This window comes from Prescottella soli (assembly GCF_040024445.1).
Taxonomy (GTDB): Bacteria; Actinomycetota; Actinomycetes; order Mycobacteriales; family Mycobacteriaceae; genus Prescottella; species Prescottella soli.
Genome location: NZ_CP157276.1, coordinates 1,698,947 through 1,710,809, shown reverse-complemented (window position 1 = coordinate 1,710,809; position 11,863 = coordinate 1,698,947). Strand labels below are relative to the sequence as shown.

Below are 11,863 nucleotides of genomic sequence, written 5' to 3'. Positions count from 1 at the left end.
ACGATGCGTCGGCTCCGGGGTTCGATCCGATCTGATGCAGGCAGGACCGGACCGAAGGCACCAGTCTGATCCCGCCTGTGAGTCTGGTCGATCGTGTTCGCGCGTTACCGATGATCTCGACCGCACGAAACCGACCTAGTGCGAGTGCGGCCGCGACGCCGCGCGCTGCGCTCGTGGGTCGGCGGCGGCTCGTAGCGGAGGCGTCGGCGCGGAGATGCCGCTGCGGGCCGCGGCGGCGGCTGTGAATCGTCACCGTAGTTGGCATTTCCCGGCGCTCTGACCTGCGGTGTGACAACTAGCGTGACGACGGCAGCGCGCGATCGTCGTCATCGAAGTTGGCAATTGTTCGCAGCCGTTCGTTGGCCAAATCATGTCGCCCGAGTGCCGGAGAAGATTGGCCATGCAACTTTCCTGGTGCACCGATCTGGCCCAGCTGGCCCTTCATGCGCTCAGTCGCCCTGAACGGCTCCATGTGGGAACGACGCCCTCGTCAGCGTACGAACCCCCAATGGAGCCCAGTAATGCGCTCACGAGCTCGGGTGTCCCAAAACGTCTTCGACGTGAACTGGTTTCGAGACACATCCAATGGGACGCGTACGCGGCCGTTCGCACCGCCGGACTGCTGGCAGAGGTCGGCCCCGACCGCGTCCCTGCAGTCTGGTTTTCGGCGGCATCGATCACCGTGGAATCGAGACGTAAGGTAGGTAGATAGGTAGGTCACGGTCAGCAAACCGCCAAGGGGGCTCGACGTGCCAGTCCGATGCCGACGAGCGGTCAACGGTCCTTCGCGCGATCCGACCGGCGGCGGGCTCCACGAGGGCGACATGGGGCTGGCATCGGTAGCTGGTGGCTCTCGGGGAACGGCGTCATGATCATGCCCCCGGTTCCCCGGCCGGGTAGTGGTCCGTCCCAGCAGAGATTGACCCGCTATGGCTGGAGTGCAGCCGACCCGCCGCTACGGCCGGTGTTGTTTGTCAACCCAAGATCGGGAGATGGTGCGGCGGGCCGGGCAAGGGTTGCTGAACGGGCACGGGATCGCGGGATCAAGGTGGTCGTCCTCGATCCGGGCCAGAGCCTCATGGAGTGCGTCGACGAGGCGGTGAAGCAGGGCGCGGATGCGCTGGGGATGGCTGGTGGTGACGGGTCCCTGGCGGTCGTGGCAGCCGCCGCAGCCGCGCAGGGGGTGCCGTTCATCTGCGTCCCGGCCGGGACACGAAACCACTTCGCGTTCGACCTCGGAGTGGACCGGCAGGACGTGGCGGGCGCGCTCGACGCGTTCACCGACGGGGTAGAGCGGCGGATCGACCTGGCAGAAGTGAACGGCCGCGCGTTTGTGAACAACGTCTCTCTCGGGATCTACGGTGAGGCGGTCCGCCATCCGGCCTATCGCGACGCCAAAATGCGCACCCTCGTGGAGACTGCCGAGCGGGTGGTCGGCCCCGGTGCAAGGACTCCGGCGCTGCGCCTCGTCGACGACGTAGGGCGCCAGCACGCTCAGCTCGCCGTCGTGCTGGTGTCGAACAACCCGTACGCGTTGGACCCTCCTGTCCTCGGCACTCGCCGCTCGCTCGGTGAGGGCCTTCTGGGCATCGTCATTCTCGACGCACCGGACAGTGGGCGGCATCCTCCAGGGCGCGCCTGGAGCGCAACGGACTTCGAGGTCTTCGCCCCCGCGCCCGTGCACGCGGGTATCGACGGTGAATCAGTGGTGCTGAGTCCACCGCTCAGGTTCGCCATTCGCCCGGTAGTCCTTCGCGTGCGCATCTCGTCCCGGCATCCTGGCGCCTCGCCCTCCGCTCGCCTCCGACCTCCAAGGTCACCGAGGAGCGCTTCACCGGTCGTCCGCCAGGAGGAGCCCGAGTAGTCGGCCGGATACGACGCCTTCCTCCCGCCCTGGCGGCCGATTCCTACGGTCGCGTGCGCCCGCCACCATGGCCGACGTTCCGGCTCCGAGGACGGAGCCGAGCACCACGTCACCGGGGTAGTGCACAACGGTGTGCACTCTCGAATAGGCCACCCCACTGGCGAGCAACCGGATCGGCACTGCAAACACCGGGTAGTGTCGGCCCACCGTATAGACGAACGCAAAAGCCGAGGCGGCGTGACCGGATGGGAAGGACGCGGACTCCGGCATGGGAACAAGACGGGCTTCGAGCCGACCCGGATCAGGTCGCTCCGGACGCTGCGCTCGGTGCGCTGATCGCGCAGTTTCTCCCGAATCCCAGCTGCCGCTTGCACGGCTGCCGCCGGCGGGCGCAGACATCGTAGTAGGTGGACGGCGCGATCTTGCAGCCGTGTGCGGTCAGCACGCGCCAGATCGGCTCGACGCCGTACTCCTGCTTGTGGTCGTCGATGTAGCCGACGATCACCGAGTGCGGCGGTCGAGCTCCGCCGCGAAGAAAGTCGATGCCGACTTCAGTATATCGTTGGCGCGCTTGAGTTCTCGATTCTCAGCTCGGAGCTTGCGGAGTTCCTCGGCCATGTCGCTGGTCACCCCGGGGCGCTTCCCTGCGTCGACCTGATCGCGACGAACCCAGTTCAGCAGGGTCTGTGCCGAACCGATGCCCAACTTGGCGGCGACCGACACGATCGCTGCCCATTCCGACGAGTACTCGCCGCGGACCTCGGCGATTCACAGCGGCGGCCGGTGTGAATGGCCAATCTAGTTGTCATTTCACGGGCGTCTGACCTGGGGATTGACAACCGCGGTGGCGAGAGACCCCTTCGAGGGTGGTCAAGATAGTTGGCAATTGTTCACACACCTGCCGCGCCCACCGAGCCGGTGGCGCTACGGGCGGGTTCGGTGGCTGTCACGTCCCGTACGGCGGGTGGGGGTTGATGGTGTCGGCTGTCCAGCCGAAGAAGTGGGTGTCGGGGATAGGGAAGGCTTCGAGACGTGGGTCGGTGAGGATGGCGTCGATGCAGGCGGCGCTGCCGCCGACGTAGGTCGATTTGAGGTCGATATCTGTTGCCACGCACCAGGTGTGATCGTCAGGCCACCACAGGTTGGCGCTGTAGCCGCCGCCCCGGTGGTGCGGGGTCGTGCCGAAACGAGCCTCGGCGGCGTCGATCGGCCCGTGGAGGACGACCATGTTCCGGTAGGCATCGAGGAGTTCGATACCGGGCGGGGGCCTGCCTTCGTCTCCGTATCCGTCCCAGATCGCGAACCAACACACATCCGGTGTGGTGGTGTGGTTGCGGAGGATCGATGCGAGGACGCGGGCCTCCGGTTGAGGCAGGGAGCCTTCTTCCGGGTCGTAGCCGGGACGATGGGTCCCGGTGATGGTCTGCCAGCTCATCGCAGCGTGAGCGATCGTGCCGTGTTGCTCGGCGACCGTGCGCCAGTTGATTCGAGTCCACTCGTCGCCGCCGCCAAGGTAGACGGGGTGGAAGACACGGGCGTACGCGTCGAACACCGGCGGAACGAGGGCACCGACCTCCGCTGCATCTCGGCGCAGCGCCTCCGCGATCCAGCGACCAGCTTCCGGACCGGCGGAGAGTGTCAGTTCCTAGGGCGCCCAATGCCAGCGCTGCTCGTTTCCGGCCATGTGCTCACCTTAGAGACCAGTGAGCCTGTGGCCGGGGGATCGGTCGTCAAACGCGAGGTCGAGGTCGTCGACGCTCCCGTCCGGGCGGAGCGCGGTTACGGCGCTGTCGGCCAGTCAGACCGTGCCGTCGGTGGTGGCGGCCGGCCGTGGTCAGGGGAGTGGACAGGGGCACGACTGTCGTCGGCCTGTCCGAGTCCTTGTCGAGCAGCACGAACAGCCACTGACCGGCCTCGCGGGGTGGCAGGTCGTCCGGGCCGGTGCCAGGCCACCACCCTCTGCGGCCGATGCCGCGCGGCCGGTACGTGACGGTCCACGGCCGGTCGCCGATCAGTCCCAGGCGAAGCCCGTGATGTGACACGGGACGGATCGGCTCGACGGTCAGATCGTCGAGGACTCGGTAGACCGTCTTCTGTGTGTACAGCCGCAACGGGTTCGGCGACAGACTCGCTGACGACAGATTCGAATACAGCTCGAGGATGGGCCCGAGCCGCACAGCCCCGTCGGTTGCGATCGACACGAGCTGTCGGCCGCGCGGTTCCGGAGCGCTGAGCGAGACGGTCAGCAGGAGAACGAATCCGCCGTCGGTGGCCGTGACGGCGTCGACCGTTCCTGTCGGTAGATCGACCGGCGCTGGGTCGCGGCCGGGGACGAGGATCCGCGCGGGGCGGTCCAGGATGTCGAGTGGCGCGAGGTGGCCGGACCTGGGGTCGCGTCGCATTCGGTGCTCGGTGTTCCCGATCGCGAGCAGGACCCCGTCGCAGAGCGCGATCTGCACGGCCGGCTGGCCGTCGAGACAGGTCACGTCGGCGCCGCCGTCGGGGCGCACCTCGACCCGGTGAACACCGTCGGGACCTGCGACCCAGCAGCGCCCGCCACGACCCGCGGCCGCGGGTCGGCAGGAGGGATGTCGGGATCGAGATCGACCAACGCCCTCGCGTCGCACCAAATGCTCACCGCCGCAAACGGTCTCGGCGTAGGAGCCATGAGCGCTGAAAGGCGCCTCGTCGACGTCGCCGAACGGGCTCGCAGCGGCACGGTGGAGTCGGACTGGATCGATCGGGTGATAGCCACTCTGCAGTCGGCGTTCGCACCGCCGCAGGCCCTCGGGGTCTCATGATGTCCCGACGTTGGCCGTCGATGTGATGGGTGAAACGAGCACCGGGGTGAATCGGGAGGTCAACGCTGGGTCGTCCTCCGGCCAGGATGGCGACCGGTGGAGTGGAGGCGGTCCGACTAGCGGGTGTGTACGAGTCCAGGCGACGCACGCAGCCGCGCCGGAAGAGTTCATGACGCAGCGGCGGTTGCACGTAGGCGTCGGGAGCTGCGGTCGCGTTCGGTCAGCGCTCCCCAGACCCCGACCAGCTCGGGTTGGGTCGACGCGTCGTGTCTGCAGTCGATGATGACGGGACAGTCTGCACAGATCTCCTTGGCGGCAGCCTCTCTCCGTACCTGGGCCCCGTGACGCTCGTTGTCCGGAGGGAAGAAGAGATGCTCGACGGTGTGTCGGCATCGGGCGTGCAACCGCCACCCCAGGCCACCCGCCTGCGGGTTTCCGGAGTCGCGCCGCCCTCGACGTAGGTGATCCATGATCGGTCTCTTCTTCAAGCACCGCCGCTGTCAGGTCGTGTGCAGATCGGCGCTGTCGGCGAGGAGAGGGCGGAAAGGCCATCTGTTCCAGACGGAGTCGTGCAGGATCAAGGTGGGTGCCAGAATGTTCAAGCCGGACACCGCAACCCACAGTTGCGGCGGCACCTCGGTCCACGACTCGAATCGTCCGGCGATCCCGATCAACACGGCATACAACACGGCGGCCAGGACGCACATCACCGCAAGTGACAGTGTCCGTTCCGTCGCGGCCGAACGGATACCCCGCAACAGACGCCCGTCGAAGGCGATGGTCATGACGAACACCGCCGTGATCGCCATGGCCGCTGCGGCCGCGATTGCGGTCGAGGACACGTCGAACTCTCGCCTGGCGACGACGTACAGCGCTGTTCCTACCATCGGGATGGTCGTGCCGGTCACCGCGATCCGCACCCGGCGAGAACGGATCCCGTCGAAGGGCCAACCGCGCAGCAACACCATGACCACGACGTCGAGGCAGGCGATCCAGGCGAGCCATCCGACCAGTTCCAGGGCGTCGACCGGGCCACCGGGATTGAGCACGCCCAGCACCTGCAGGACGGATGGATCGATGCCGTCCCAGTTCGCGACGACGAAGTAGGTGGCGACGGCCAGGACCGAGCAGAAGGCGAATGCGAGGAGTCCGTCCCGGATCGGCTGGGCGGTGTCGAACGGCCATTTCTCCAGGACGAACGTGACGTGGAGCATCGACACGAAGGTCAGCACCCCGAGCGTGGTGACGAAGGGGAAAGGTGTGAGAACACCCTCGCTTTGGGCGGCGGCAGCGGAGAACAGGCCGGCAACGTCGAACCGCCCGACCACGGCCAGCGCCAACCCGGCAAAGGCGACGGCCAGGACGATCAGGGCCAGGGTGGTGCCGAACGCCGCAACGATCGGGGGCACCGTGCGCGAGCCCCACCGGGTCCATCGTGGCCACCACACCGAGAGAACCAGCAAGGGTCCCAGTCCGAACGTGCTGAGGGTTCCGATGGTCTGCAGCGACCGGAGGGGGCCGGGAAGCAGCATGGTCAGGACGAAGACCACTGTCGTGACCGCGAGCGTGCCGCAGGCCCTGCCGAGGAATCGGCGGGTGTCCTTTCCGTCGATGGGTGTGGGATTCGAACTGGTTTCGGGGGCAGTCCCGATGAGGGTGTCGTCGATATTCATGGTGGAGCCTTTCTGCGCGGGTGCGGCCGCCGGGGCCGCCGCAACGGTGGACGTCGAAGGCGGCCAGGGCGCTGTGACGTCAGCGCTGGGCCGGGCCGGCGCACTCGAATTGCACGGAGCTTTTCGCTGTGACGTGGGGTTCGACCAGGTCGGTCACGAGGCGCAGGTGCTGCGGCGCCGCCAGGTACGCGGTGAGGGCGGCGCGATCGCGAAACACCGCGGCGATGGCATAGTCGGCGTTGCCGTGACGGAATTCGAGGTCGCGGCCGTGTCGGTAGCTTTCGATTCCCTCGGACGAGGCTGCGAGTGTGTCGAGCGCGTCGGTCAGCCGCGTGATCGTTTCCGGGGATGTGCCGGGCAGGAAGGTGAAGGTGATGACATGACCGATGGACACTGGGTGGGACTCCTTCTTGGCTGCACCGGCGGCGAACCATCGGTGGGGAAGCTGTGGTGGACGGCGGGGATCGGTGAGCACCGCGCGATGCCGAGCGGCCGCCACCGGCGGTGTCCCGGCACTCCGGTGGCTGCCACCGGAGTGCCGGTTCGCTCAGCGGCCGGGGGAACTGGCCTGCATGACTGCTGCGGCGACGGCCGGCGCGACTCGCTCGTCCAGGGGGCTCGGGACGATGTGCTCGCAGGTGAGATCTTCGGCGGCGATCGTCGCGATCGCATGAGCTGCGGCGATCTTCATGGCCGGAGTGATTTTCGTTGCGCGGGCATCGAGTGCGCCTCGGAAGATACCGGGAAAGGCCAGGACGTTGTTGATCTGGTTCGGGAAGTCGCTGCGGCCGGTGGCGACGACGGCGGCGAACCTGCGGGCGACGTCGGGGTGGACTTCGGGATCCGGGTTGGACAGCGCGAAGACGACGGCGTCCTTGGACATTCGTGCCAACGCCTCCTCCGGAACGGTGCCCGAGGACACACCGATGAAGACATTCGCACCGTCCAATGCGTTCTCGTAGCCGCCGGTGACCCCGCGGGGATTGGTCCGGGCCGCGTACGTGGCCTTGATGCCGGTGAGATCCCCTCGATCCGGGTGGATGATGCCGCGCGAATCCACCAGTGTCACATCCGGCACGCCGGCGGCGAGCAGGATGTCGGTGACGGCGATCCCCGCGGCTCCGGCTCCTGAAATGACGACACGCAGCGCGGCGAGCTCACGGCCGATCACGGTGGCGGCGTTGGTCAGGGCGGCCAGGACCACGACGGCGGTGCCGTGCTGGTCGTCGTGCGTGACCGGCATATTCAGTGCTTCGATGAGGCGGGTTTCGATCTCGAAGCATCGCGGGGCCGCGATGTCCTCCAAGTTGACGGCCCCGAAGCTCGACCGCAGCCGCACGATAGTCTCGACGATCTCGTCGACGTCGGTGGTTTCGAGGACCAGCGGAATGGAGTTCAGCCCGGCGAATCTCTTGAACAGTGCCGATTTACCTTCCATCACCGGCAGCGACGCGCCCGCGCCGATGTTGCCCAACCCGAGCACCGCGGTCCCGTCGCTGACCACGGCGACCAGCCGCGAGGCCCACGTGTGGGTGTAGGCGACGGCGGGGTCGCGGTGGATCGCGCGACTGACTTCGGCCACTCCTGGGGTGTAGGCGATGGACAGGTCACGCCTGTCTTCGAGTGGCGCGGTCAACCCGATCTCCAGCTTGCCTCCCAGGTGTGCCTGAAAGATCGCCTCGCCGGTCAGGTCGATTCCTGCCGAGGGCGTGGTCGAAACCCTCACGTGATGTCCTAATCTGTTCGGAAGGTGAGCGGCAACGTGCGCGTTGTCAGACGCCTGCGGGGGCGAGGACGATGTCGAAACGCGCTCGCGCCCAAGTGCGGTCGCCGAGGCTACGGCCGTCCGGGGTGGGAGATCCCGGCGCCTGCACCGCGAATTCCTTGATCAGTGACTCCTTGACCCCGAAGACGCTGTCGCCGATGTCGATCTGCGGATCGCCGTCGACAAAGATGTGCGTGACCAGGGGACGTAGACCGTCGGCGGTGACCATGAAGTGCAGGTGCGCCGCACGGACCGGAGAACGGCCCACGGACTCGAGCATCTTGCCGACCGGCCCATCGTGAGGGATGGGGTAGGGCACCGGTGTCAGGCCCCAGAACCGGTACTGCCCTTGGTCGTTGGTGAACAGGTGCGCGCGACCGGCAACCCGCTCGTCGGTGTATTGCACGTCGTAGTATCCGTCCTCGTCGCACTCCCACACCTCGATGCGGGCGCCGGGAACCGGTTTGCCGTCGGTGTCGGTGACGGTGCCTTCGACCCAGCACGGCTGCCCCGAGGCGCCACCGGCGATGTCACCGCCGAGCGGGATCTCGGGGGCATCCTCGACGAAGAACGGACCGAAGACCGTCGCGTCGGTGGCGCCCTTGTGTGCCTGGTTGTTGACGGCGATGGTTTGCATGGATGCGCCGAGGACGTCGGAGAGTAGGACGAATTCCTGGCGCTTGTCGTCGGTGATGTGCCCGACGGCGGTGAGGAATTCGATCGCCGTGTTCCATTCTGCTTCCGTCAGCCGAACGTCGCGGATGAATGCGTGCAGGTGCCGGGTCAGCGACTGCATGACTTCCTTCAGTCGCGGGTTGGGGGCGGCGTCGAACGATGCGACGACGGTGGCGACGAGTTCGTCCTCGAGTGCCTGCTGCTGTGGGTTGATCGGCGCTTCGGTGTGAGTGGTCATTTTCGTGTTCCTTTCACAGCACGGGGGTTTCGCCTGCATGGGCTGCGCGCAGGAGCGCTTCCAGATCGGTGGCGGTCACCGGGCGGGGATTGGAATCGGGGACGACGGGCAGGATCAACTCCACGGCCTCGGGAATCTGCGTCTCGTCGAACCCGTAGTCCTTCAGGGCTCGGGGGGCGTCGAGCGTCGCCCGCAGCGAGCTCAGTCCCGCGACCGCGGTACCCGTCCCGAACGCCGCGGCGATCCTCCGCTCCGCCTCGTGTGCGGCGGGGGCGTTGAAGGCGAGGACGTATGGCAGGACCGTCGCGTGGGTTTGGGCGTGGGGCAGGTTGTAGGCGCCGCCGAGGACGTGACAGATCTTGTGATGCAGACCCGATCCCGCGGACGCGAACGCGACCGCGGACAGGTACGCGCCGTACAGGGTCTGCTCGCGTCCGCTCACGTCCTGCGGATCTCCCTTGATCGCGGGCAGTCCCTCGGCGAGCGCCCGGATGCCCTCGGCGGCGAGGGCGCGGTTGATCGGGTCGGTGCGTGGCGCCCACATCGAGTCGATGCAGTGGGCCATGCCGTTGAGGCCGGACGCGACCGACAGTTCCACCGGCAACGATAGCGTCAGGTGCGCGTCGTAGATCACCGTGACGGGCAGCACCCGGTCGTCGACGCCCGTGGTCTTACGGGCTGCCTCGGTCAGGCCCCACACGTTGGTGGCCTCGGAGCCCGCGTAGGTGGTGGGCACGGCGACGATCGGCAGTCCCGTCGCCAGGGCGACGGCCTTGGCCAGCCCGGTGGTCGAGCCGCCGCCGACACACACCAGCAGGTCGACAGCCTTGTCCACCGCAACTGCACGTGCCGACTCGGCCTTGGCGATCGGAACGTGCGGGGCGACGTCGTCGTGGAACACGGCCACATCGATGTGTGTCGTGACCGCCTGGGCGACTCGGGCTTCGGATCGGGACGCGACGACCATGACCCGTCGGGCCCCGAGCCGGGCGACCTCGTCGGCGAGGCTGTCGGCAGCGCGTCCAGATCCGAACAGCACCCGCTGTCCGAGCGTGACGTGATCGAAATTCAGGTTCATGGGAACAGCTCTCTTCATCGGGTCGTGACCGGTGCGCGATCGGTGGTGGTCAAATGCAGCCCGTCGAGAATCGTGCCGAGTGAGTCCCGCAGTGCCGCCGCGTCGGGGGCGGTGGCCGCGACGTAGAAGTCGGGGCGCAGGATCATGAAGTCGGCGCCGATCTCGTCGAGCCACCTCCCGTAGGTGCCGTCCACGTCGACCACGTCGCAGTCGGCACCCGCCGGCCCGATCCGGACATAGCGTCCGTCCAGACGGTCCCACAGGCGGCGCTGCTCGTCGGTGAGCACGTCCGCGGTGGATGCACCCCGGCCGATCACGGTCCAGCCTCGGCCCACGACGTCGTCGAATCGGCCCCGTCGGCCATTCGCCTCCACGACGCCCTGAACGGACAGTTCCCCGGCATGAGCGGTACCCGAATGCCACAGGCCTGGTCCGAGCGAGGCCATGTCGGTGTCGACCGGGGTGCCGTCGGAGGCGGCGAGTTCGGCGATCATCTGCTGGTCCCGGGCAGCCGCGTCGTCGGCGTCGGAAATGCAGATGATCTTGCCCAGGCGAATCGAGAAGTCGATGTAGTGCTGGACGTGCCCCTTGCGTTCGGTCCCATAGGTATCGAGCACGTCGTCGCTGGATCTGCCCGACAGCACGAGATCCAGGCGCCATGCCAGGGCCAAGGCGTCCCGAAGGCCCGCGCACATACCCTCGCCGGCGAACGGCGGCATCAGATGTGCGGCATCGCCCGCGATCAGTCCACGGCCATTGCGCCAGTTTTCCGCCCACCGTGCCTGGAATCGGTAGACCGCAGAACGCTCGAGTTCGGCGTTGGCCGGGGTGACGCCCCACGGTTCGAGCAGATGCCACGCGGATTGCTCGGAGGCCAGTTCCACTGGGTCCTCCCCGGGCAGCACCATGTACTCCCAGCGGCGGCGGCCGGGTCCGCCCGGGACGATCGTCGTCGGCCGGGCCGGGTCGCACAGCTGCCAGTGCGTCGGGCCGAGATCGAGACCCGAGATGTCCGGCATGATCATGTCGAGGATAAGCCAGTCGAAGAAGAATCCGTGGTCGGCGAAGTCCAGGCCAAGTGCCGTACGAACGAAGCTGTTGGCACCGTCCGCCCCGACGACGTACTTTGCCCGGATCACCTCGGTGGCCGAGTCGCCGTTCGTGCAGGTGACCTGACCGGTCAGCACGACCGCGTCGTCGTTCTGCTCGAGGTCGGTCGCCGTCCAGCCGCGCAGCATCGTCACGCTCGGCAAGGTCGCGGCGATCTCACGAAGCCGCTTCTCGAGTTCGGGCTGGGAGAACCAGTACCGCGTGCGCCACCCCGATGCTGCGATGGATTTCCAGTCGACCTCGAGGAGGTCTTCCCCTTCGGCGTTACGCCAGTAGTAGAGATCGTCGTGGTACTCGACCGCCGGATCGTTGTCCGAATCGATGCCCAGAATCGCGAGAATGCGGGCGATCTCGTGGTCGTAGGTGACCGCGCGGGGCTGTGCGTACGGAGCGGGCCACTTATCGACGATCGTGACTCGGTGACCGCGCTGACCGAGCAGCACGGCCAGCAGCGTCCCGACGGGGCCACAGCCCACCACTGCCACATCGGTGTCGTATGCGGCGGCCTCGGTGCGAGCCGTCTGGGTGTCCGTCATTGCACGTCCTCTTCGAGAGTGAGCTGGGTCATAGGAATGAAACAAGAGTGACACAGTCGTCAACATTGAGCAAGAACTCATTTATGGGTCTTCGCTCATCCGTGACCCATCCCCGCCCTGCTC

The 11,863-nt window shown here is 67.1% G+C and carries 14 protein-coding genes and 1 other annotated feature; of the genes, 2 read left to right on the top strand and 12 right to left on the bottom strand.

Going from position 1 to position 11,863, the window contains the following annotated elements; all coding sequences use genetic code 11:
* Window positions 1–760 precede the first annotated feature (760 nt).
* Complete coding sequence (locus ABI214_RS08035) at window positions 761–1,864, top strand: diacylglycerol/lipid kinase family protein (RefSeq protein ID WP_348608411.1); 1,104 nt, start codon at window positions 761–763, stop codon at window positions 1,862–1,864.
* Here ABI214_RS08035 and ABI214_RS25450 read toward each other — a convergent pair.
* The 5 genes from ABI214_RS25450 to ABI214_RS08015 form a co-directional block, all read right to left on the bottom strand.
* Window positions 1,832–2,263: a phosphatase PAP2 family protein gene (locus ABI214_RS25450; RefSeq protein ID WP_408585923.1), complete on the bottom strand. Its 432-nt coding sequence runs from the start codon at window positions 2,261–2,263 to the stop codon at window positions 1,832–1,834. The genes ABI214_RS08035 and ABI214_RS25450 overlap by 33 nt on opposite strands.
* Window positions 2,166–2,369 (bottom strand): hypothetical protein, encoded by a 204-nt coding sequence (locus tag ABI214_RS25445; protein WP_408586144.1) that lies wholly within the window; start codon window positions 2,367–2,369, stop codon window positions 2,166–2,168. The genes ABI214_RS25450 and ABI214_RS25445 overlap by 98 nt, the downstream gene beginning before the upstream one ends.
* Window positions 2,277–2,405: a sequence feature (AL1L pseudoknot), on the bottom strand. (Overlaps the previous gene by 93 nt.)
* Window positions 2,366–2,632, bottom strand: coding sequence for a transposase (locus ABI214_RS25440; protein WP_408586129.1), 267 nt, complete (start codon window positions 2,630–2,632; stop codon window positions 2,366–2,368). Its footprint overlaps the feature before it by 40 nt. The genes ABI214_RS25445 and ABI214_RS25440 overlap by 4 nt, the downstream gene beginning before the upstream one ends.
* Window positions 2,633–2,810: 178 nt before the next feature.
* Complete coding sequence (locus tag ABI214_RS08020; RefSeq protein WP_348608408.1) at window positions 2,811–3,416, bottom strand: hypothetical protein; 606 nt, start codon at window positions 3,414–3,416, stop codon at window positions 2,811–2,813.
* A gap of 178 nt (window positions 3,417–3,594) precedes the next feature.
* Entirely contained in the window at window positions 3,595–4,374 is a 780-nt protein-coding gene (locus ABI214_RS08015) for a hypothetical protein (protein WP_348608405.1), read from the bottom strand.
* Window positions 4,375–4,530: 156 nt separating this feature from the next.
* Between ABI214_RS08015 and ABI214_RS08010 the strand changes: the two genes are divergently transcribed.
* Entirely contained in the window at window positions 4,531–4,665 is a 135-nt protein-coding gene (locus ABI214_RS08010; RefSeq protein ID WP_348608402.1) for a hypothetical protein, read from the top strand.
* Window positions 4,666–4,832: 167 nt separating this feature from the next.
* Here ABI214_RS08010 and ABI214_RS08005 read toward each other — a convergent pair whose 3' ends face one another.
* The 7 genes from ABI214_RS08005 to ABI214_RS07975 all read right to left on the bottom strand — a co-directional run bounded on the left by ABI214_RS08005 (window position 4,833) and on the right by ABI214_RS07975 (window position 11,740).
* Window positions 4,833–5,135, bottom strand: coding sequence for a WhiB family transcriptional regulator (locus ABI214_RS08005; RefSeq protein ID WP_348608399.1), 303 nt, complete (start codon window positions 5,133–5,135; stop codon window positions 4,833–4,835).
* A gap of 30 nt (window positions 5,136–5,165) precedes the next feature.
* On the bottom strand, window positions 5,166–6,338 hold the full coding sequence (locus ABI214_RS08000; protein WP_348608396.1) for a hypothetical protein: 1,173 nt from the start codon (window positions 6,336–6,338) through the stop codon (window positions 5,166–5,168).
* A 79-nt stretch (window positions 6,339–6,417) separates the two neighbouring features.
* On the bottom strand, window positions 6,418–6,732 hold the full coding sequence (locus ABI214_RS07995; RefSeq protein WP_348608393.1) for a Dabb family protein: 315 nt from the start codon (window positions 6,730–6,732) through the stop codon (window positions 6,418–6,420).
* 153 nt (window positions 6,733–6,885) lie between these two features.
* On the bottom strand, window positions 6,886–8,064 hold the full coding sequence (locus ABI214_RS07990) for an NAD(P)-dependent malic enzyme (RefSeq protein WP_348608390.1): 1,179 nt from the start codon (window positions 8,062–8,064) through the stop codon (window positions 6,886–6,888).
* 46 nt (window positions 8,065–8,110) lie between these two features.
* Window positions 8,111–9,016, bottom strand: a complete 906-nt coding sequence (locus ABI214_RS07985; protein WP_348608387.1) for a dioxygenase — start codon at window positions 9,014–9,016, stop codon at window positions 8,111–8,113.
* A gap of 13 nt (window positions 9,017–9,029) precedes the next feature.
* Window positions 9,030–10,094, bottom strand: coding sequence for a maleylacetate reductase (locus ABI214_RS07980; protein WP_348608384.1), 1,065 nt, complete (start codon window positions 10,092–10,094; stop codon window positions 9,030–9,032).
* Window positions 10,095–10,108: 14 nt separating this feature from the next.
* The gene (locus tag ABI214_RS07975; protein ID WP_348608381.1) at window positions 10,109–11,740 is read right to left on the bottom strand and encodes a bifunctional 3-(3-hydroxy-phenyl)propionate/3-hydroxycinnamic acid hydroxylase; all 1,632 of its coding nucleotides are present in this window, start codon (window positions 11,738–11,740) and stop codon (window positions 10,109–10,111) included.
* Between the last annotated feature and the right edge of the window lie 123 nt (window positions 11,741–11,863).

Excerpts from the sequence above, each read along its gene's own strand:
- ABI214_RS08010 (WP_348608402.1), top strand. The coding sequence starts at position 4,531 with ATGAGCGCTGAAAGGCGCCTCGTCGACGTCGCCGAACGGGCTCGCAGC.
- ABI214_RS08005 (WP_348608399.1), bottom strand. The coding sequence starts at position 5,135 with ATGGATCACCTACGTCGAGGGCGGCGCGACTCCGGAAACCCGCAGGCG.
- ABI214_RS07975 (WP_348608381.1), bottom strand. The coding sequence starts at position 11,740 with ATGACGGACACCCAGACGGCTCGCACCGAGGCCGCCGCATACGACACC.
- ABI214_RS07980 (WP_348608384.1), bottom strand. The coding sequence starts at position 10,094 with ATGAACCTGAATTTCGATCACGTCACGCTCGGACAGCGGGTGCTGTTC.
- ABI214_RS08035 (WP_348608411.1), top strand. The coding sequence starts at position 761 with ATGCCGACGAGCGGTCAACGGTCCTTCGCGCGATCCGACCGGCGGCGG.
- ABI214_RS25450 (WP_408585923.1), bottom strand. The coding sequence starts at position 2,263 with ATGTCTGCGCCCGCCGGCGGCAGCCGTGCAAGCGGCAGCTGGGATTCG.
- ABI214_RS08000 (WP_348608396.1), bottom strand. The coding sequence starts at position 6,338 with ATGAATATCGACGACACCCTCATCGGGACTGCCCCCGAAACCAGTTCG.
- ABI214_RS07985 (WP_348608387.1), bottom strand. The coding sequence starts at position 9,016 with ATGACCACTCACACCGAAGCGCCGATCAACCCACAGCAGCAGGCACTC.